This is a genomic window from Streptomyces sp. NPDC006624, assembly GCF_040611555.1.
Classification (GTDB): Bacteria; Actinomycetota; Actinomycetes; order Streptomycetales; family Streptomycetaceae; genus Streptomyces.
On the sequence record NZ_JBEXOM010000001.1, the window covers coordinates 777,200 to 797,353 of the forward strand.

General features: G+C 72.1%; 20 protein-coding genes. 11 read left to right on the forward strand and 9 right to left on the reverse strand.

Annotated elements, in window-relative coordinates:
- The first annotated feature begins 65 nt into the window (after positions 1-65).
- The 3 genes from ABZY20_RS03525 to ABZY20_RS03535 all read left to right on the forward strand — a co-directional run bounded on the left by ABZY20_RS03525 (position 66) and on the right by ABZY20_RS03535 (position 1,207).
- Positions 66-182, forward strand: a complete 117-nt coding sequence (locus tag ABZY20_RS03525) for an SGM_5486 family transporter-associated protein (RefSeq protein ID WP_356435909.1) — start codon at positions 66-68, stop codon at positions 180-182.
- Positions 183-416: 234 nt separating this feature from the next.
- Entirely contained in the window at positions 417-623 is a 207-nt protein-coding gene (locus ABZY20_RS03530) for a hypothetical protein (RefSeq protein ID WP_356435911.1), read from the forward strand.
- 65 nt (positions 624-688) lie between these two features.
- Positions 689-1,207 carry a histidine phosphatase family protein gene (locus ABZY20_RS03535; protein ID WP_356435913.1) on the forward strand — a complete coding sequence of 173 codons (519 nt, stop codon included), beginning with the start codon at positions 689-691 and terminating at the stop codon, positions 1,205-1,207.
- A 115-nt stretch (positions 1,208-1,322) separates the two neighbouring features.
- Here the strand turns inward: ABZY20_RS03535 and serB are convergent, their stop codons facing one another.
- Entirely contained in the window at positions 1,323-2,549 is a 1,227-nt protein-coding gene (gene serB / locus ABZY20_RS03540) for a phosphoserine phosphatase SerB (RefSeq protein ID WP_356435915.1), read from the reverse strand.
- A 135-nt stretch (positions 2,550-2,684) separates the two neighbouring features.
- On the reverse strand, positions 2,685-5,036 hold the full coding sequence (locus tag ABZY20_RS03545) for a streptophobe family protein (RefSeq protein WP_356435917.1): 2,352 nt from the start codon (positions 5,034-5,036) through the stop codon (positions 2,685-2,687).
- 240 nt (positions 5,037-5,276) lie between these two features.
- Between ABZY20_RS03545 and ABZY20_RS03550 the strand changes: the two genes are divergently transcribed.
- On the forward strand, positions 5,277-7,802 hold the full coding sequence (locus ABZY20_RS03550; RefSeq protein ID WP_356435919.1) for an FHA domain-containing protein: 2,526 nt from the start codon (positions 5,277-5,279) through the stop codon (positions 7,800-7,802).
- A 91-nt stretch (positions 7,803-7,893) separates the two neighbouring features.
- Here ABZY20_RS03550 and ABZY20_RS03555 read toward each other — a convergent pair whose 3' ends face one another.
- The 3 genes from ABZY20_RS03555 to ABZY20_RS03565 form a co-directional block, all read right to left on the reverse strand.
- The gene (locus ABZY20_RS03555) at positions 7,894-8,652 is read right to left on the reverse strand and encodes a transglycosylase SLT domain-containing protein (protein WP_356435921.1); all 759 of its coding nucleotides are present in this window, start codon (positions 8,650-8,652) and stop codon (positions 7,894-7,896) included.
- Positions 8,653-8,994: 342 nt separating this feature from the next.
- Entirely contained in the window at positions 8,995-10,035 is a 1,041-nt protein-coding gene (locus ABZY20_RS03560) for an S-adenosylmethionine:tRNA ribosyltransferase-isomerase (RefSeq protein WP_356435923.1), read from the reverse strand.
- Positions 10,032-10,730, reverse strand: coding sequence for an SDR family NAD(P)-dependent oxidoreductase (locus ABZY20_RS03565; protein ID WP_356435925.1), 699 nt, complete (start codon positions 10,728-10,730; stop codon positions 10,032-10,034). The genes ABZY20_RS03560 and ABZY20_RS03565 overlap by 4 nt, the downstream gene beginning before the upstream one ends.
- A 313-nt stretch (positions 10,731-11,043) precedes the next feature.
- On the opposite strand from ABZY20_RS03565, the gene ABZY20_RS03570 reads away from it, so the two are divergent.
- The 3 genes from ABZY20_RS03570 (at position 11,044) to ABZY20_RS03580 (ending at position 13,245) form a co-directional block, all read left to right on the forward strand.
- Positions 11,044-12,213, forward strand: a complete 1,170-nt coding sequence (locus tag ABZY20_RS03570; protein WP_356435927.1) for a GAF domain-containing sensor histidine kinase — start codon at positions 11,044-11,046, stop codon at positions 12,211-12,213.
- Positions 12,206-12,847 (forward strand): response regulator transcription factor, encoded by a 642-nt coding sequence (locus ABZY20_RS03575; protein ID WP_356435930.1) that lies wholly within the window; start codon positions 12,206-12,208, stop codon positions 12,845-12,847. Before ABZY20_RS03570 ends, ABZY20_RS03575 begins: the two co-directional genes overlap by 8 nt.
- A 155-nt stretch (positions 12,848-13,002) precedes the next feature.
- The gene (locus ABZY20_RS03580; protein WP_356435933.1) at positions 13,003-13,245 is read left to right on the forward strand and encodes a chaplin; all 243 of its coding nucleotides are present in this window, start codon (positions 13,003-13,005) and stop codon (positions 13,243-13,245) included.
- Between the two features lie 242 nt (positions 13,246-13,487).
- Here ABZY20_RS03580 and ABZY20_RS03585 read toward each other — a convergent pair whose 3' ends face one another.
- Positions 13,488-14,273 (reverse strand): hypothetical protein, encoded by a 786-nt coding sequence (locus ABZY20_RS03585; RefSeq protein ID WP_356435936.1) that lies wholly within the window; start codon positions 14,271-14,273, stop codon positions 13,488-13,490.
- Positions 14,274-14,435: 162 nt separating this feature from the next.
- On the opposite strand from ABZY20_RS03585, the gene ABZY20_RS03590 reads away from it, so the two are divergent.
- From ABZY20_RS03590 to ABZY20_RS03600, 3 genes are all read left to right on the forward strand, one after another.
- Complete coding sequence (locus ABZY20_RS03590) at positions 14,436-15,233, forward strand: ABC transporter ATP-binding protein (protein WP_356435939.1); 798 nt, start codon at positions 14,436-14,438, stop codon at positions 15,231-15,233.
- A gap of 95 nt (positions 15,234-15,328) precedes the next feature.
- Entirely contained in the window at positions 15,329-15,760 is a 432-nt protein-coding gene (locus ABZY20_RS03595) for an NfeD family protein (protein WP_356435942.1), read from the forward strand.
- A 129-nt stretch (positions 15,761-15,889) separates the two neighbouring features.
- Positions 15,890-16,855, forward strand: coding sequence for an SPFH domain-containing protein (locus tag ABZY20_RS03600; RefSeq protein ID WP_356435945.1), 966 nt, complete (start codon positions 15,890-15,892; stop codon positions 16,853-16,855).
- 58 nt (positions 16,856-16,913) lie between these two features.
- Here ABZY20_RS03600 and ABZY20_RS03605 read toward each other — a convergent pair whose 3' ends face one another.
- The 3 genes from ABZY20_RS03605 to ABZY20_RS03615 form a co-directional block, all read right to left on the reverse strand.
- Positions 16,914-17,420, reverse strand: a complete 507-nt coding sequence (locus ABZY20_RS03605; protein WP_356435948.1) for an HNH endonuclease — start codon at positions 17,418-17,420, stop codon at positions 16,914-16,916.
- 210 nt (positions 17,421-17,630) lie between these two features.
- Positions 17,631-18,170 carry a YbhB/YbcL family Raf kinase inhibitor-like protein gene (locus tag ABZY20_RS03610; protein WP_356435951.1) on the reverse strand — a complete coding sequence of 180 codons (540 nt, stop codon included), beginning with the start codon at positions 18,168-18,170 and terminating at the stop codon, positions 17,631-17,633.
- Between the two features lie 52 nt (positions 18,171-18,222).
- Entirely contained in the window at positions 18,223-19,005 is a 783-nt protein-coding gene (locus ABZY20_RS03615; RefSeq protein WP_356435954.1) for a sporulation protein, read from the reverse strand.
- Between the two features lie 145 nt (positions 19,006-19,150).
- Between ABZY20_RS03615 and ABZY20_RS03620 the strand changes: the two genes are divergently transcribed.
- Positions 19,151-19,792, forward strand: coding sequence for a DNA-3-methyladenine glycosylase (locus ABZY20_RS03620; RefSeq protein ID WP_356435957.1), 642 nt, complete (start codon positions 19,151-19,153; stop codon positions 19,790-19,792).
- Positions 19,793-20,154 lie beyond the last annotated feature (362 nt).

Sequence of the window (20,154 nt, forward strand, 5' to 3'; positions counted from 1 at the left end):
CGTAACCGCGCGGCCCGGGCCACCCCGGGACGCCCGCCGCGCCCGGCGGGTGGGACACTGGGCCCATGCCAGTGCTCGACCCGAACCCCCAGCACGGTCAGAAGAAGATGCTGCTCGTCTTCGGCGCCTTCTTCGCGATCTTCATCGTCATCGCGATCATCGCGATCATCGCCTCGCCGTGACCGCCGTGACCGCCGTGGGCGCAGCGCCGTCACCGCTGTCACCGGCGTGACCGTCTCGGCCCCCTGAGCAGCGCTCCCTGGGGCCATGGTGGGGCTGGCCCCCCTGTCCCCTAGGGGGTGAGGGTCAGGGTCAAGTGGGTGGATCACCGGATGGGGCGGCGCCCGCGCTTTCCGTAGCGTCGAGACGTGACCACGGCAGACGGGTCACCGGTCACTCGACGAGCGGAGGCATCCATGTCGGCTCCTGTGCACACCCGGACCCGCCCGGCGTCCCGGGCCGGTGCCGACGGCCGGCTGCCCTGGTGGGCCCTGGCCCTGCCGGTGTTCGCCTTCACCGCCCTGCTCGCCCTGATCGTGCACCCCTCCGACGCCCACGCGGCCGCCGGTGAGCCCGCGGTCACGCAGCTCTTCCAGTGGCTGCGGCAGCTGATCGGGCGCTGAGCACGGCCGGATCCGCTGGTCAACTCCCTGCGCCCTGTGGCGTGTTTCATGCGAAGCTGGATCTCATGAGCGTCGCAGAACTCCGCAGGATTGTCCTCTTCCGCCATGCGAAAGCCGACTGGCCGCAGGTGACCGATCACGAGCGTCCGCTCGCCGACCGGGGCCGCAAAGACGCAGCGGAGGCCGGGCGCAGGCTCGCCGACACCGGCATTCCCTTCGATCTGGCCCTGTGCTCCACCGCGGTCCGGACCAGGGAGACCTGGAAGCTCGCCGTCCAGGAGTTCCCGCAGCGGCCGAAAACCGTCTACGAGGAGCGGGTCTACGAGGCCTCGCCGGGCGAGCTGATCGCCGTGCTCAACGAGACGCCCGACGACGCGCGGAACGTCCTCATGATCGGCCACAACCCCGGCATCCAGGGCCTCGCCGAGGTCCTCGCCGGGTCGGCGGAGGGCGAACCCCGCGAACGGATGGCACGCCGCGGGTTCCCGGCCGCCGCCTTCGCCGTCCTGTCCTTCAGCGGCCCGTGGAAGAGCCTGGAGCCGGCCGTGGGCACGCTCCAGGACTACTGGGCCCCGGCCGAGTAGCCGACTGCCGCGCGGGTGAGCCGCCCGCTTCCCCGGCAGCGCCCGGCACCTGCCGCGCCGGGCCCTGCCGGGACGCTCAGACCGCGTCGGCCGCTGACCGTGTCGGCCGGGACGCTCAGAGCGCGTCGACGGTGTCCGCTGCCTCGACCTCTTCGCGGGTGACGCCCAGCAAGTACAGGACGGTGTCCAGGAAGGGGACGTTCACCGCCGTGTGCGCGGCCTCGCGCACCACCGGCTTGGCGTTGAAGGCGACCCCGAGACCGGCCGCGTTCAGCATGTCCAGGTCGTTGGCGCCGTCACCGATCGCCACCGTCTGCGACAGCGGGACCCCCGCCTCCGCGGCGAACCGGCGCAGCAGCCGCGCCTTGCCCGCGCGGTCGACGATCTCCCCGGTGACCCTGCCCGTCAGCCGGCCGTCGACGATCTCCAGGGTGTTGGCCTGGGCGAAGTCCAGCCCGAGCCGTTCCTTCAGATCATCCGTGACCTGGGTGAACCCACCCGAGACGACACCGACTTGGTAGCCGAGCCGCTTCAGCGTGCGGATCAGGGTGCGGGCTCCCGGCGTCAGCCGCACCTCGCTGCGCACCTTGTCGACGACCGAGGCGTCCAGCCCCTCCAGCAGGGCCACGCGCGCGTGCAGGGACTGCTCGAAGTCCAGCTCCCCGCGCATCGCCGCCGCCGTCACCTCGGCGACCTTGTCCTCGCATCCGGCGTGCGCGGCGAACAGCTCGATGACCTCGTCCTGGATGAGCGTCGAGTCGACGTCCATGACGACGAGGCGCTGCGCGCGCCGGTACAGCCCGGCGCCGACGACCGCCACGTCGATGCCGAGCTTCGCCGCGTCGGTCGCCAGCGCGGTGCGCAGCGGCTCGGTCTCCACGCCGGACACGGCGAACTCCACCGCGGTCACGGGGTACTTGGCCAGCCGGAAGATACGGTCGATGTTGCCGCCGGTCCGGGTGATCCGCGCGGCGACGGCGGCCGTGGCCTCCGCGGTGAGCGGGTGCCCGAGCACGGTGACCAGGGAGCGGCCCAGTCCGCGCGGCCGGTTGTCGCCGAGGCCGGAGATGATCTCCGCCTGCATCTTCATCGACTCGGCCCAGCTGTGGACGGTCGACCGCAGATCCCCCTCGAGGCCGGTCGGCGGCTCGGTCACGAGCGCGCACAGCACCATCCGGCCACGGGTGACGACCTGCTCGATGTCGACGACGTCGACGGAGTAGGCGGCGAGGGTGTCGAAGAGGCCGGCCGTGATGCCGGGCCTGTCCTTGCCGAAGATCTTCACAAGGAGGGTGGGGACGTCGGCAGGGACGTCGGAAGACGAGGTCTGCGAAGCGCTCATGGTGCTTCCACCGTATCCGGCGGGCAGGGCGTACCGCCCCTGAGGTCCGTCTGGCGGACAGCGAACAGTGGGTGTCGTGTCCGTGGCGTGAATCTAACGCACGAGGTGCGCGTCCCCGCTTCGGGGAGGCCCGGGTCACCTCCCGCCCCGGGGCCTGCGCGGCGGCGGGGGAGGGGGCGGCGGAGGCGGCGGCCACTCGTCGGGCCGGGACGGCGGGCCGTTGCCGTGCCTCGGCCCGGGTGACTGCCGCGGGCCGCGGGGCGGGGGGCCGACGGGGCGGGCGACGGTGGGGGCGGCGTAGATGCCGCCGTCGCCGACTCCGCCGTCTTCGCCGTCCCCGGCCTCCCCGCCGTCCCCGGCCTCCCCGTGGGCGGCGCGCTGGTGGCGCGGCCGGGTCGGGTCGTCCCGCCGTGCCGCGTCCCGGGGCTCCGGGGCGGCGGACGCCCGCCGTTCCTCGCCGTACTCCGGCGGGGCGTCCGGGGTCCGGTCCTCGCCGCCGGGCCGTGCGTCCTCCGGTTCCCGCAGCCCGTCCGGGACCCGCAGGTACGGATTGGTCGCCGGGTTCGGCGGCCGGTACGGCACACCCGGCACGTACGGTCCCGAACCGCCGGGCTGCGACGCCGGCCCGCTGTCCCGGCCGGTCGCGGGTCCGGACTGCCCGGCCGTGGCTCCCTGACTCCGAGCCCGCCCGGGGCCCCCGCCCGCCACCGGCCCAGCCCTGTCGCCCGGTGCCCCCGCGGAGCCGCCCCCGGCCCCCGTCGGCCCGGCCCCCGCCCCGTACTCACCTGCCTCGCCGCCGTACCCGCTCCCCGCTCGACCGCCGGACCCGGCGGTCCCAACGCCGTACCCTCTCCCCCCTCCACCGCCGGTCCCGCTCCTCGCCTCGCCGCCGTGCCCGCTCCCCGCTCCACCGTCGAACCCGCCCGTCCCACCGCCGTACCCGCTGCCCCCTCCACCGCCGTACCTGCTCCCCATCCCGCCGCCGTACTCACCAGCTCCACCGCCGTACCCGCCCCCCACCCCACCGCCGTACCCGCTCCCGGACCCCCCGGACGCGACCCCCGTCCCTCCGGCCCCGGCCAGAGCCGCCCCCGTCGCGAACCGCCCGGCCGCCCCGGTCGCCCACGTCAGCGACGCGCCCAGCGCCCCGGCGGCCGCGCCCCACACGGCGCCCAGCAGCAGGGCCGTGCCGAGGTGGCCGTGCAGTTCGAGTCCGGCCCCGAACGCGTCGAAGCCCAGCACCGACAGCGACGCCGTCACGGAGACCTCCGTCAGCCAGGACAGCGACGGCAGGGCGAGCGCGGTCACGACACCCAGCCGCAGCGCGCACCGGCCCGCGAAACCCGGCAGGGTGGAATCCCGTACCGCGTCACCGGCCGCTCGGGCCCCGGCCGCCACCGGCGTCCGCACCGCCGTCAGCACCCCCGCCAGCAGCAGGAGCAGGCCCGCCGCGACCCCCAGCAGCCACACCCGCCCGTCCAGCTCGGCCAGCCGCGCGAGCGTCACCGGCTGGTCGGACCGCAGCGTGAGGAGGTCGTCGAGCGGGTCCGGCAGGACACGGGTCAGCTCGCCCGTCGCACGGCCGTCCCACGGCACGGACAGGCCGATCGGCAGGCCCGTCCACACCCCGTTCGGCGCCCCCAGCAGGGCCGCCCCGGCGATGCGCTTCGGGTGGTCGTCGCCGATCGCCGCGTATCCGGCCGCCGCGAGCCCCGCCGCCACCGCGACCAGCAGCACGGTCACCACCGCGGACACGGCCGGCCGTACGACCCGGTGCACGGCCTCCCAGCCGGGCGGCAGCGGTGTGCGGCGCGAGGCCAGCAGGGCGATGAGGAGGACCCCCGCCGACCAGCCGAGCCCGCCGAGCAGCGTGGGCGCGGTGTCGACCGTGAAACCGACCGACGCCCGCGCGTCGACGAGGTCGCCGAGGCGGTCCGGCAGCAGCCCGCCGACGTCCCCCAGGCCGGGCACCTCCAGACCGCCGTCCCCGCCGGTGACGTCGTCCAGCCCCAGTGAGCCGCCGTCGATCGTGACGACGTCGTGCCCCGCCCAGGCGAGACCGCCCAGCATCCCCACGAACAACGCGGCCACCGCGCCCGCCCGCGCCAGGAGTTCGGCCGGCGGGATCACAACTCCCGCCGCCCGCAAGGACCTCAGGAAGAACCACGACAGCACCAGCGCCCCGGCCAGGCTCACCCCGAGTGGCGTGATCTCGATGGCCGTCTCCGCCTGCGCGCCCGACAGGCCGAACGCCGAGACGTCACCGGACGGTGTGACCGAACCCCCCGCCCCCAGCGCCACCACCGCCGCCGTCATCGGCCCCCACGAGCCCGCCGCTTCCGCCTCCAGCAGCCTCAGGCCCAGGGCCGCCGTCCCCGCCATCGCGATCAACGCCCAGCTCACGGCCGCGACGGCGGACAGCAGCACGTCCCCCCACGGCACGCGCCCACCGCCCCTCGCCGGCCCGGCACCTGTGGCAGCACCCATGGCAGACCCCCCGATCCGCTCCGCGGCGGAACACCGCGCATGTCCCCCTCGCGTCGAAATACCACTCTCCGGCCCGTTTTCAACCCCGTCAACGGGATCGGCCGAAGCGTTGCCGCGCGCTCTTCACAAGGTCCGACTTTCGGTCAGGGGGCCGCTCCTGAAATAGTTCCCCCCGATGTTCGACATCCCTAGACTCCCCATGCCGGGGGTAAATCGGGGGACAACTCAGTGGGGCATGGAGTGCCGGAACTCGTACTGGAAACAAACGGACGCACCTGGACGCTCGATCCGTCCAGGTCATACACCCTCGGACGTGATCCGCAGGGGGACGTCGTCTTCGACGACGCCAGGGTCTCCTGGCGTCACGCCACGGTCAGCTTCAACGGCCGCAGTTGGGTCATCGAGGACCACGGCAGCACCAACGGCACGTTCGTGCAGGGGCACCGGATCCATCACATGGAGCTGGGCCCCGGCTCGGCGGTGCACCTGGGCAACGCGACCGACGGACCGCGCCTGAACCTCTCCGGCGCCGAGGCCCCGGTCGCCACGCCGCAGGCCACGCCCCAGCAGCAGCCGTACGCGGCGCAGGGCGCGAACCCCGGCTGGGGGCAGCAGGCTCCCGACCGGCAGCCTCCCCAGCAGCAGGCCCCGCAGGCCGGATGGCAGCAGCCGCAGCAGGCCGCCGCGCACATCCCGCAGCAGCAGGGCGCCGGCGGTGTCGCGGGGGCACCGCCGGTCTACGGCGACCGCAGCCCGACCACCTTCCACCAGTTCTCCCTGGGCCGCGTGATGCGCATCGGCCGTGCCCTGGAGAACGAGCTGGTCGTCTCGGACCTGCAGGTCTCCCGGCACCACGCGGAGTTCCACGCCACGCCCGACGGGCGCATGGAGATCCGCGACCTCGGCTCCCACAACGGCACGTACGTCAACGGCCAGCCGATCGCCAAGGGCGGCTCGCAGCTGCTCGGCCCGACCGACGTCGTCGGCGTCGGCCACTCGACGTTCCGGATCGTCGGCGACCGGCTGGAGGAGTTCGTCGACACCGGCGAGGTGTCCTTCTCCGCCCGCCACCTGACCGTCACGGTCGACGGGGGCAAGCAGATCCTCAAGGACGTCTCCTTCGGCGTCCCGGAGAAGTCGCTGATCGCGGTCATCGGCCCGTCCGGTTCCGGAAAGTCCACCCTGCTCAAGGCGCTCACCGGCTACCGGCCCGCCAACCAGGGCGAGGTGCTCTACGACAACCGCAACCTCTACAAGCAGTTCGCCGAGCTGCGCCAGCGCATCGGTCTGGTCCCGCAGGACGACATCCTGCACAAGGAGCTGACCGTCAAGAAGGCCCTCAAGTACGCGGCCAAGCTGCGCTTCCCGGCGGACACCACGGCCGCCGAGCGCGAGGCCCGCATCGACGAGGTGCTGCGCGAGCTCAAGCTCGACATCCACAAGGACAAGAAGGTCACGTCCCTCTCGGGCGGCCAGCGCAAGCGCGTCTCGGTGGCCCTGGAGCTGCTGACCAAGCCGTCGCTGATCTTCCTGGACGAGCCGACCTCCGGTCTCGACCCGGGCATGGACCGCGACGTCATGCAGCTGCTGCGCGGTCTCGCCGACGACGGCCGCACGGTCCTCGTCGTCACGCACTCCGTGGCCGAGCTGGCCCTGTGCGACAAGCTGCTGGTGATGGCGCCCGGCGGCTCGGTGGCCTACTTCGGCCCGCCGGAGGAGGCGCTGAACTTCTTCGGCTACGACACCTGGGCCGATGTCTTCTCCGCCTTCGAGAACTACCGCGACTACGACTGGGCGGGCCGCTGGAAGGGCTCGCAGCACTACCAGATGTACGCCGCGGACATCGACGCCGTCGCGCCGCAGTCCGTACAGATCCCGCCCATGCAGGCGATGAAGCCGCCGAAGCCGCAGGGCTGGATGTCCCAGTTCGTCACCCTGGTGCGGCGCTACGTCTCCGTCATCGCGTCCGACAAGGGCTTCCTCGCCCTGATGGTGATCCTGCCGGCCGTGCTCGGCGCGGTCAGCCTGCTCATCGACGCGGACCGGGGCCTGCTGCCCAACCCGCCCAACCCGCAGACCGGCCGGATCATCCCCAACGGCACGGCCACCACGGTCCTGCTGATCCTCGCGGTCGGCGCCTGCTTCGCGGGCGCGGCCAACTCCGTCCGCGAGCTGATCAAGGAACGGGTCATCTACGAGCGGGAGCGCGCGACCGGCCTGTCCCGCTCGGCGTACCTGATGTCGAAGGTGTTCGTGCTCGGCATGATCACCGTGCTGCAGGGCCTGCTGGTCGGCGTCATCGGCTTCTCCAGCCGGGAGATCCCCGAGGAGGGCCTGGTCCTCGGCGGCGCGACCCTCGTGGAGCTCTCCATCCCGATCATGGCTCTGGGCTTCACGTCCATGATGTTCGGCCTGATCATCTCGTCGCTGGTGAAGACCGCCGAGAAGACCATGCCGCTGCTGGTGATGTTCGCGATCATCCAGGTCGTCTTCACGGGCTGCCTGTTCGCGCTGCACGGCTCGATCGGCGTCAACCAGTTCTCGTTCCTGATGCCGTCGCGCTGGGCGGTCGCCGCCTCCGGCGCCACGCTGGACTTCAACAAGATCAGCCCGCCCGAGACGGCCGGCGACACCGACCCGCTGTGGGAGCACACGGCCGGGACCTGGGCCATGGACATGGGCGCGCTGCTCCTGCTCGGTGTGATCTGCGGCTTCTTCGTGGCCCGCTTCCTGCGCCGCCACGAGCCCGAGGTCATGCGCAAGTAGGCACCGCTCCACCGCGCCCGAAGGGCGGCACCCCGTCAGGAGGGTGCCGCCCTTCGGCGTTCGTTCAGCGAAGCAGAGGTCCGCGCCAGCCTCAGTACGCGCTGTTGACGTTGTCCATCGAGCCGTACTTGTCGGCCGCGTAGTTGCAGGCGGCGGTGATGTTGGCTACCGGGTCGTAGATGTCCCAGGAGGTGCCGGGGACGTGCCAGTGCTTGAAGGTCGGCGGGATGACCTGCAGCAGACCCTTCGACGGGATGCCGTTGATGGCGTTGATGTCCCAGTTGTTGATCGCCCGCGGGTTGCCCGAGGACTCCCGGATGATGTTGCGCTTGATGCCCTCGTAGGAGCCGGGGATCCCGTGCTTCTTCATGACGTCGAGCGACTCGCGGATCCAGCCGTCGAGGTTGTTCGGGTAGGTCTTCTTCGCGGCCTTCTTCGCCTCGGCGCGCTTGGCGGCGCGGCTCGCGGCCTCCTTGGCCTGGCGTTCGGCTGCGGCCTTCTTCTTCGCGGCCTCGGCGGCGGCCTGCTTCTTGGCGGCGGCAGCGGCGGCCGCCTTCTTCTTCGCCGCGGCGGCGGCCTCCGCCTTCTTCTTGGCGGCGATCTGCTCCGCCTTCACGCTGGCGCCGGCCATCTGGTCCGTGACGCTGGCCTTGACGTCCTTGATCTGCTGGTTGCTGAACGCCACCGCAACCGGCTGAGCGGCCTCGGTCGTGGTCTTCGTCGACGCGCCGCTCGGCACCGCGGAGAAGCCGATGGCGGCGGCGCCGAGGGTGGCGACACCCGCCATGGCGATCTTGTGGTGACGGGTCAGGCGGGGACTGCGATCACGGCTGAAGATGTTCTTGGGCATGGTGGTGTGGACCTCTTCGAATAGCGCGGGAGTCGCTCGGCGTCCGGCGTTGGACTCGGTGTGTTTCCGACACGAACGCCGCGGGGCAGAACCCACGGCGCTGAGCGACGGCAGCCATTCTTAGCGGCCGCAAAATGGCGTGGCAAAGGTGTGACGTACGAAGGAAGATAGTGGATCAGGGAGGGGCAAATACGGGCAGACTGGACTATCCGCGCCGCTCATGAGGCCTGGTTTGTCTCCTATGCACTTTCGTACGTGACGTGGGTCCTATGCGAGGGCTCACATCGGGCGGCGTCCGGTCTCACCGCGGGTTGCACAAGCGATGCTCAGAGTGAGGCCCCGTCAGGGCAGTACGAGATGCACGTCGCCGAACTCGTGCCACAGGTAGCGCCCTTCCAGCGCGGCCTGGTACCCCCGCTCGACCGCGACCCGCCCCGCGACCGCCTCCAGCATCAGCAGATGCGAGGCCTCCGGCTCGTGCAGCCCGGTCAGCAGCCCGTCCACCACCCGTACCCCGTGCTCCGGGGTCACCACCAGATCCGTCCACCCCGCCCGCGCCCGTACGACACCGCCGGCGACGGCGGCCGACTCCACGGCCCGCACCGCCGTCGTCCCCACCGCCACCACCCGGCCCCCACCGGCCCTCGCGGCGTTCACCAGCCGCGCCGACGCCTCCGGCACCGAGAACCGCTCCGGATACGGCGGCTCGTGCGCCTCCGCCGACGCCACCCCCGTGTGCAGCGTGACGGGCGCGAACTGCACCCCCCGGCTGACCAGCTCCGCCACCATCCGCGCGGTGAAGGGCCGCGCCGCGCTCGGCATCTCCGCACTGCCCGCCCCGTCGGCGGACGGCAGCGCGAACACCGTCTGGTAGACGGACAGCGGCTGGTCCCGCTCGGTATAGGAGTAGCGGATGGGCCGGCCGTGCTCCCGCAGCAGCCCCGGCACCCCGGCCCCGGACACCCGCGCCCACCACAGCCGCTCACCCCGCTCGCTCAGCGGCTCCTCCACGACCAGCCGCACGCCCCCCGGCAGGCCCACCTCGTCACCGGGCGCCCCCGCACGCGCGCGCGTGGTGCCCCGCCCGTCGGGATCCCGCAGCTCCACCGCCCAGCGGCCGTCGTCCCCGCGCGTGGAGAAGTGCACCACCACGCGCGCGTGCCCGAGCCGCCCGTCGACGGCCGCCGCCAGCGTGGGCGAGGTGTTGACCACCAGCAGATCCCCCGCCCGCAGCAGCCCCGGCAGGTCCGTGAACGCGTGGTGCGTCACCTCGGCCCCCCGCGACACCAGCATCCGCACGGAGTCCCGCTCACGACCGGGCCCCCGCTGCTCGACCGGGACCCGGGCCGACAGTTCCGGGGGCACCCGCACGGCCAGCGTCATCGCACACCGTCCGCCGGCACAGCGGCCACGTACCGCCCGCTCGCCGGGCGCTCGTCCAGCAGCCGCAGGAACCCCGGCACCACGCTCGCCGGCTCCGGCCGCGGATCCGGATCGTCCGGTACGGCCGCCGCATACAGGTCCGTCGCCATGTCGCCCGGGTCCACCGCCCAGACCCGCAGCCCCGGCTCCTCCACGCCCAGCACCGCCACCAGATGGTCGAGCGCCGCCTTGGACGCCCCGTAGCCGCCCCACGTCCGGTACGCCTCGACCGCGGCGTCCGAGCTGACCACCATGACGGTGCCCGCCCGCGAGGCACGCAGCAGCGGCAGCGCCTCCTGCACCAGGCCCAGCCCCGCCACCAGGTTCACCTCCAGCGCCCGGCGCAGCCCGTCCAGGGGCAGCTCCTCCAGCCGCACCAGCGGCTCCGCGCCCAGCGCGCTCGCGTTGTGCACCAGCAGGTCGACACCGCCCAGCCGCCAGGCCGCCGCCACCAGCGCGGCCCGGTGGGCGGCGTCCGTCACGTCCCCGGGCAGGGCGGTCACCCGCGTGCCGTGTCCCGCGACGGCCCCGGCCGTCTCCCGCAGCGCCTCGGCGCCCCTGGCGTCGAGCACCAGGTCCCAGCCCCGCCCGGCCAGCGCCTGAGCGAGCGCCCGGCCCAGCCCCTTCGATGCCCCGGTGATGATCGCAACCGGCATGATCCGCTCCTTCGTCGTGATCGCGTCGCCCTCAACGTAGGAACGGGGGCGATCACGCCGCCTCCGACCGGGGCCGCAGAGCGGCGGGTCCCTTGGCCCTACACCGGCGGCCCGGCGTCCCGGGTCCTACGCCCCGCGTCCGGCCGCCCCGGCCCCGGGCCCTCCCCGCCACCCCGGCAGGCCTACGCCGTCACCCCGGCTGGCCTACGCCACCGCCCCGCCGCCTCCGCCCCCGGACCTAGGCCCACCGGACCGGTCTCCCGCGTCCGGCGGCCCGATCCGCGCCGTCACGGCCCGCCGGTACCGTGAGGACATGAGTCACGGCCCCCGGTCCGGCCTCGCCGCGGTGAGTTCCGCGCTGCTGGCCATGAGCAGGCACCTCGAGGTGCGCGACGTCCTCAAGACGATCGTCGCCTCGGCCCGCGAGCTGCTCGACGCGCAGTACGCCGCGCTCGGCGTCCCGGACGAGAACGGCGGCTTCGCCCAGTTCGTGGTCGACGGCGTCAGCGAGGAGCAGTGGAAGGCCATCGGCCCCCTCCCGCGCCAGCACGGCATCCTCGCCGCGATGCTGCACGAGGCCAGGTCCGAGCGCCTCGCCGACGTCCGCAAGGACCCCCGTTTCGAGGGCTGGCCCAAGGCCCACCCGGACCTGGTCGACTTCCTCGGCCTGCCGGTCCGCGACGGCGACGAGGTCATCGGCGCGCTGTTCCTCGCGAACAAGCTGCGTCCCGACGGCGCCCACCCCGCGTGCACCGGGCCCGAGGGCGGCTGCGGCTTCACGGCCGACGACGAGGAACTGCTCGGCATCCTCGCCCAGCACGCCGCGATCGCCCTCACCAACGCCCGCCTCTACGAGCGCAGCCGCGAACTCACCATCGCCGAGGAGCGCTCCCGCCTCGCCCACGAACTGCACGACGCGGTCAGCCAGAAGCTGTTCTCCCTGCGCCTGACGGCCCAGGCCGCCACCGCCCTGGTCGACCGCGACCCGGCCCGCGCCAAGGGCGAGCTGCACCAGGTGGCCGCGCTCGCCGCCGAGGCCGCCGACGAACTGCGCGCGGCGGTCGTCGAGTTGCGCCCGGCTGCCCTCGACGAGGACGGCCTGGTCGCCACCCTGCGCACCCAGATCCAGGTCCTCGACCGCGCCCACAGCGCCCGGGTCACCTTCACCGGCCACGGCGTGAGGGCCCTGCCCGCCGCCCAGGAGGAGGCGGTCCTGCGCGTCGCCCAGGAAGCCCTGCACAACGCCCTGCGCCACTCCGGCGCCTCCCGCGTCGACGTCACCCTGGACCGCCGCGGCAACGGAGCCGTCCTGCGGGTCACGGACGACGGCGGCGGCTTCGACCCGGGCGCGGTCCGCCGCGCGGGGCGCCACCTCGGCCTGGTCTCCATGCGGGACCGGGCGAGCGGCGCGGGCGGCACGCTGACCGTGGAATCGGCGCCCGGCAAGGGCACCACGATCGAGATGGAGGTGCCCGGTGGCTGACGCGATCAGGGTGCTGGTCGTCGACGACCACCAGGTCGTCCGCCGGGGCCTGCGCACGTTCCTCGAAGTGCAGGACGACATCGAGGTCGTCGGCGAGGCGGCCGACGGCGCCGAAGGAGTCGAACGGGCCGGGGAGTTGCATCCCGACGTCATCCTCATGGACGTCAAGATGCCGGGCATGGACGGCGTCGAGGCCCTGCGCCGGCTCCGCGAGCTGGACAACCCCGCGCGTGTGCTGGTCGTCACCAGCTTCACCGAGCAGCGTACGGTGGTCCCGGCCCTGCGCGCGGGCGCCGCCGGCTACGTGTACAAGGACGTCGACCCCGACGCCCTGGCCGGAGCCATCCGCTCGGTGCACGCCGGGCACATCCTCCTCCAGCCGGAGGTCGCCGGCGCCCTGCTCTCCCAGGAGGGGGCCAACTCCGGTCCCGGAAGGGCGGGTTCGCTGACCGACCGGGAGCGCGAGGTGCTCGGCCTGATAGCGGACGGCCGCTCCAACCGCGAGATCGCCCGCGCCCTCGTCCTCTCCGAGAAGACCGTCAAGACCCACGTCTCGAACATCCTGATGAAGCTCGACCTGGCCGACCGGACCCAGGCCGCCCTGTGGGCCGTTCGCCACGGAGTGACGGGCTGACGCGTTCCCCGCCGGTCTCACGGACGGTTGCGTTCCGGTCTGAGATTCATACCGTCGTGGGAATGTCCCCCGGATGGCGCATCCTCAGGGGATCCCGGCCGTTCTCCAGTGCGTGCCGCTGCGCCTGCCGCGGCCATCGCAAGGAGGGCTCAGAAGTGAAGAACCTGAAGAAGGCAGCGGCCGTGACGATGATGACCGGCGGTCTGCTCGCCGCGGGCGCGGGCATGGCCTCCGCCACCAGCGCGCACGCCGACGGCCAGGCCGTGGGCTCCCCGGGCGTCGGCTCGGGCAACGTCGTCCAGGCCCCGGTGCACGTCCCGGTGAACGTGTCCGGCAACAGCGTGAACGTCGTGGGCGTGCTGAACCCGGCCTTCGGCAACCTCGCCGTCAACCACTGACGCTCCGCCTCCGTCTCCGAGCCGGAGGTGACACCGGCCTCCCGTATGTGCCCGGGAGGCCGGTCGGTCGTTCCGCGGGCTTGCGTGCCGCCTGGGGGCGGCACGGGTGGGCGCGGCGGTACCCCGCGCCGCCGGGCCGCGGGATGCCACGCGCCCAGCGCAGGCGCCGGACACCACACAACCCCCAGCCAGCGCATCCGACCCGGCTCAGCACCAACACCGAGCACCAGCGGAAGCCCCAGTCACCGCACGCCCCGCTCCCGCTCCTCCACAACGGAGTTGTACGCGGCGACCTGCGCCCGCCGCGCCGTCCGCTCCACCGGCCGCAGCGCCTCCCGGCGCGCGGCGATCTCGGACGCGCTCACCGCGCCCCCGTGCCCACTCTCCGTCGCCACCGTGATGAGCGTCCCCACCCGCTGCGCCAACTCCAGCACCCGCACCGCGCGCGGGGGATATCCGGGAGCCAGCACCTCCCGCCCCCGTTCCGCCCGCGCCCGGTACGCGTCGACCGCCGCCTCCGCCACCGGCCCCGACCCGGCCACGTCCAGCCGCGTCAGCGCCTCGGTCGCCTCCCGCAGGGCCTCCGCGAGTTCCCGCTCCGCCTCGCCCAGCGACGGCACGTCCGCCGGCGGCGCCTCCCGTACGGGCAGCACGTGCCACACCACCTCGTCCCGCACATGCTCGGGCCCGGCCTCGTACACGTCCGGCACCAGCCCGAAGGGTGCCCCGTGACAGACCACCGCCTCCTCGGCCTCCAGCGCCCGCGCGTTGAACTCGGGCGGTCCGCTCAGCCCCAGCGGATGACCCGGTGCGGGCAGCGCCACCCGCAGTCCGGTCACGCCGAGCGTCCGCAGCCGCCCCAGCGCGAGCGTCAGCCCGACCTGCCCCGGCTCTCCCGGCAACCCCTCCACCCGGTGCACCGCGTCCTCGCCGACGATGGCGAGCACGGCGTCGTCCGGAGAGACAAGTCCGGCCAAAAGGGCATTTCCCCAAGCTGCGAGACGTCCAGCGCGTGGTTCCGTGAGCATGCCCTCAACCCTAGGACCCTCCAAGGGCCGGACCGAGGGAATGCCCCGGTCGGCCGGTGGCGTAGATTTCATGGAGGGCTGCGCCCACCGGCGCGGCGGACCGAGCCACAGGCGTACGCGACAGCCGAGACCGGCCACACTGCAAGGGGAGACAACGCGCTCATGAGCGATGTTCTGGAGCTTCAGGACGTATCCGTGGTCCGTGAGGGCCGGGCTCTGGTGGACCAGGTCTCCTGGTCGGTCAAGGAGGGCGAGCGCTGGGTCATCCTCGGCCCGAACGGCGCCGGCAAGACCACCCTCCTCAACCTCGCTTCCACCTACCTCTACCCCAGCTCCGGCACGGCGAGCATCCTCGGCGAGACCCTCGGCAGGCCCGGCACCGACGTCTTCGAGCTGCGCCCCCGCATCGGCATGGCCGGCATCGCGATGACCGAGAAGCTCCCCAAGCGCCAGACGGTCCTGGAGACGGTCCTCACCGCCGCCTACGGCATGACCGCCACCTGGCACGAGGACTACGAGGAGATCGACGAGCAGCGCGCCCGCGCCTTCCTCGACCGCCTCGGCATGAGCGAGTACCTCGACCGCAAGTTCGGCACGCTCTCCGAAGGCGAGCGCAAGCGCACCCTCATCGCCCGCGCCCTGATGACCGACCCCGAGCTGCTCCTCCTCGACGAGCCCGCCGCCGGCCTCGACCTCGGCGGCCGCGAGGACCTCGTCCGCCGCCTCGGCCGCCTCGCCCGTGACCCGATCGCCCCCTCGATGATCATGGTCACCCACCATGTCGAGGAGATCCCGCCCGGCTTCACCCACGTCCTCATGATCCGCCAGGGCAAGGTCCTCGCCGCCGGCCCGCTGGAGCTCGAACTGACCTCCCGCAACCTCTCCCTCTGTTTCGGCCTCCCGCTCGTCGTCGAACAGTCGGGCGAGCGCTGGACCGCCCAGGGCCTCCCGCTGACCTGACCCACCCCCTCCCGGGGCAAATCCCGTCCTGAGAACGGCATTTCACCCGCCGGGCGCCCTGTCGGCGACAGGGGCGTCGGTCCTACCATGACCAGGTGGACATCGACGCATGGCTCTGGTGGCTGATCGGCGCGACCGCGCTCGGCATCGCGCTCGTGATCACCGCGATGCCGGAACTCGGCATGCTCGCGGTGGGCGCCATCGCCGCGGCGGTGGTCACCGGCGTCTTCGGCGGCGGAGCCGTCGCGCAGGTCGCCGTCTTCGCCGTCATATCGACCGCGGGCATCGCGGTCGTACGCCCCATCGCGAACCGGCATCGCGCCCAGCTACCCCAACACGCCACGGGCGTGGACGCGTTGAAGGGCAGACAAGCCGTCGTCCTGGAACGCGTCGACGCCTCCGGCGGCCGGATCAAGCTGGCCGGAGAGGTCTGGTCCGCCCGCGCCCTCGACACGGACCGCGCCTACGAGGTGGGCCAGGAAGTCGACGTCGTGGACATCGAGGGAGCCACCGCGATCGTCATGTGACCTCGCACGACGTAACTGGAGGAAGACCTCGCGTGGTTCGCGACGGTCTGTCAGACTCGACCAGCAAGATCTTCGACAACCATAAGATCTGCCAAGGCGCCGAGGCGGAGAAGGGTACGGGGAACGACGATGGAACCGGTCATCATCGTCCTGATCATTCTGGTGGTGTTGGTTTTCATCGCCCTGATCAAGACGATCCAAGTCATCCCGCAGGCCAGTGCGGCCATCGTGGAGCGCTTCGGCCGCTACACACGGACACTCAACGCGGGCCTCAACATCGTCGTCCCGTTCATCGACACCATCCGCAACCGCATCGACCTGCGCGAACAGGTCGTCCCGTTCCCGCCGCAGCCGGTGATCACCCAGGACAACCTGGTCGTCAACATCGACACCGTCATCTACTACCAGGTGACCGACGCGCGAGCCGCGACCTACGAAGTCGCCAGCTACATCCAGGCGATCGAGCAGCTCACCGTCACCACGCTCCGCAACATCATCGGCGGCATGGACCTGGAGCGGACCCTGACCTCCCGCGAGGAGATCAACGCGGCGCTGCGCGGCGTCCTCGACGAGGCCACCGGCAAGTGGGGCATCCGCGTCAACCGCGTCGAGCTCAAGGCGATCGAACCGCCCACCTCCATCCAGGACTCGATGGAGAAGCAGATGCGCGCCGACCGCGACAAGCGCGCCGCCATCCTCCAGGCCGAAGGTGTCCGGCAGTCCGAGATCCTGCGCGCCGAGGGTGAGAAGCAGTCCCAGATCCTGCGCGCCGAGGGCGAGGCCAAGGCCGCGGCCCTGCGCGCCGAGGGCGAGGCCCAGGCCGTCCGCACGGTCTTCGAGGCGATCCACGCCGGCGACCCGGACCAGAAGCTCCTCTCCTACCAGTACCTCCAGATGCTCCCCAAGATCGCCGAAGGCGACGCCAACAAGCTCTGGATCGTCCCCAGCGAGATCGGCGACGCCCTCAAGGGCCTCTCCGGCGCCATGGGCAACTTCGGCGGCATCGGCGGCGGTTCCGGCGGCAACGGCAACGGCACCGCGTCCCAGGGCGGCGTACCCGCCCAGGAGCGCCGCGAAAGGCCGTCCATCGACTGACCCGGCACACGCGCAGGGGGCCCGCTTCCCGAGGAAGCGGGCCCCCTGCGCGTGACGCCTAGGCCGCGGGCTGAGCCAGCCACTGCGGCAGCGCGTCGAAGTCGTCCTGCCCCAGCGCCAGCAGCATCGCGTCCGCCGGCGTCGGCTCGAAGGGCTGCCGCAGCAGCGGCATCCCCGCCTCCTCCGGAGTCCGGTTCGCCTTGCGGTGGTTGTCCTGCGCGCACGAGGCCACCGTGTTCAGCCACGTGTCCTGCCCGCCCTGCGACCGCGGCACCACGTGGTCGACGGTCGTCGCCCGCCTCCCGCAGTACGCGCACCTGTGCCGGTCCCTGACCAGCACCCCCCGCCGCGACCACGGCGCTCGTCTTCGGAACGGCACCCGTACGTACTGGCAGAGCCTGATGACCCGGGGCGCGGGTATGTCCACCGCGGCTCCCCGCATCCGCAGTTCGGGGTGGGCCTGCTCGACGACGGCCTTGTCCTGAAGCACCAGAACGACGGCTCGGTTCAGCGTCACCGTCGACAACGGCTCGAAGCTCGCGTTCAGTACCAGCGTGTCCCGCATACCAGCCCACCTCCCGTGTGCACCGGCCCACCCCCTGGCGGGCTGGGATCAACTCTGGCCGGGCACGCCGGGATGGACAACGCAATATCTGCTGCTCCCGCGGGGGGTGACCCCCGCGACCCCCGGCAACAAAAATGCCCGCTCCTGATCAATTCCAAGACCAGGAGCGGGCAAACGTCGCGTGAACACCCGGAGCGCGGGCGGCTCGGCTCAGTCCTCGGCGGGCACCTCGTACTCGCCGATCAGCTGGGCCCGCCCGATCGTGTGGAACCGCAGGTTGAAGCCCACGACGGCCGGGGACGCGTCCGCGTCCGGCCCGAGCTTCTCCTGGTCCACGGCGTACACCGTGAACACATACCGGTGCGGCCCGTCCCCGGGCGGCGGCGCGGCCCCGCCGAAGTCCCTGCTGCCGTAGTCGTTACGCGCGTGAACCGCCCCTTCGGGCAGTCCCTCGAACGAGCCGCTGCCCGCACCCGCCGGCAGCTCCGTCACCGACGCCGGGATGTCGAACAGCACCCAGTGCCAGAACCCGCTGCCCGTCGGAGCGTCGGGGTCGTAGCAGGTCACGGCGAAGCTCTTGGTCTCCGGCGGGAAGCCCTCCCACCGCAGCTGCGGCGAGGTGTTGCCCGCCGCGTGGACCTGAGCGTCCTTGAGCGTCGCCCCTTCCTTGACGTCCTCACTCGTCACCGTGAAGGACGCCACGGGCGGATGGAAGTCGTGGGGGAGCGGCCGCCGCTCGAGCTCGGTCACCTCGGTACCTCCTGATCGGTTCGTGCAGTCGACCCCGAGCCTAGGCCCTGTCCTAGAACCAGTTGCGCTTGCTGCCGACCTCGGAGAGCCACTGGTTCAGGTACGCCGTCCAGTCGGTCCCCTGGTAGTCGTTCAGCCCCACCTGGAACGACCGGAAGGTGTCGCTGCCCTCGCTGAACAGCCCCGGCTTCTTGTCCATCTCCAGGACGACGTCCATCGCGTTCTGGTCGGCCACGAAGCTCAGCTCCACCTGGTGCAGCCCCCGGTACTGCTGCGGCGGGTAGAACTCGATTTCCTGGTAGAACGGCAGCCGCTGCCGCGTACCGCGGATGACCCCGCGCTCCATGTCCGCGTTCTTGAACCGGAAGCCCAGCTGGATGAACGCGTCGAGGATCGCCTTCTGCGCCGGCAGCGGGTGCACGTTCACGGGGTCCAGGTCACTGGAGTCCACCGCACGCGCGATCTCCAGCTCCGTGGACACCCCGATGTTCATACCGCGCAGCGCCTGACCGTCGATCATCGTGATCGGGGTCTCCCACGGGATCTCCAGCCCGAACGGCACCGCGTGCACCGCGTTCGCCTGCAGCTCGAAGGCACCGCCCAGCCGCGACTTCGTGAACTCGATGTCCTGCTTGTACTCCTGGTCGCCGCTCTCCACCTCGACCTTGGCCTGCAGCCCGACCGACAGCCCTTCGATCTGCTGGTTCACGGAACCGCCCTGGATCCGCACCTCGCCCTGCACGACACCGCCCGGGACGACGTTGACCTCGTGCAGCACCGTCTCGACCGAAGCCCCGCCGGCCCCCAGGCTCGCGAGCAGCTTCTTGAACGCCATGACTCTCCCTCTCGCCCACTACGGGTGGATCCCTGATCCCTGTAAACGCGATCCGGCCGTGGCCGGTTCCACGTCCTCACCCTGACAAGGCCCGCGCCCTGAGGCCAGCCCAGCGCACCACGCGTCTCCAGTACCCTCGGACGGCATGATCGCGACCCCCGACCGTACGCCCCTGCCCAGGGAGTTCTTCGACCGGCCCGTCCTCGAGGTCGCCCCCGACCTGCTCGGCCGCATCCTGGTCCGCACCACCCCGGACGGTCCGATCGCCCTCCGCCTCACCGAGGTCGAGGCCTACGACGGGGAGAACGACCCGGGCTCGCACGCCTACCGCGGCCGCACGGCCCGCAACGGCGTGATGTTCGGCCCGCCCGGTCACGTGTACGTCTACTTCACCTACGGCATGTGGTTCTGCATGAACCTGGTGTGCGGTCCCGAGGGCAGGGCGGGCGCGGTCCTGCTCCGCGCCGGCGAGATCATCGAGGGAGCCGAGCTGGCACGCACCCGTCGGCTCTCGGCCCGCAACGACAAGGAACTGGCCAAAGGCCCGGCCCGGCTGGCCACGGCCCTGGGCGTGGACCGCTCCCTCGACGGCACGGACGCGTGCACCCCCGACGACACCCCACTGCGCATGCTGACCGGCACCGCCGTCCCCTCCGACCAGGTGCTCAACGGTCCCCGCACCGGAGTCAGCGGCGACGGAGCCGTGCACCCCTGGCGCTTCTGGGTCGCCGACGACCCGACCGTCAGCCCTTACCGGGCCCATGTCCCGAGGCGCCGCCGAAGTTGACTCGGCCGGACGAGATGCGTAATGTAGCCCGAGCCGCTTGAACCGGGTACGGCGATCGCCTGCAGCCGGAAGCGGCCAAACCACTACCCAGCGACTCCCCTCAACCGGGGCGAATTCGACGTGCCCGCATGTCTGAATTCGACGCCGACGGACTCGATTATGAGTCGGGCGGGGAATCCGCTAACGTAGTGAATGTCGAAATGCCGACGAGCGAAAGCCGGGGGCCTAAGGCAAATCCCGCCGACAGGGAATCGGATCGAAAAGGATCTGATAGAGTCGGAAACGCAAGACCGAAGGGAAGCGCCCGGAGGAAAGCCCGAGAGGGTGAGTACAAAGGAAGCGACCGTTCCTTGAGAACTCAA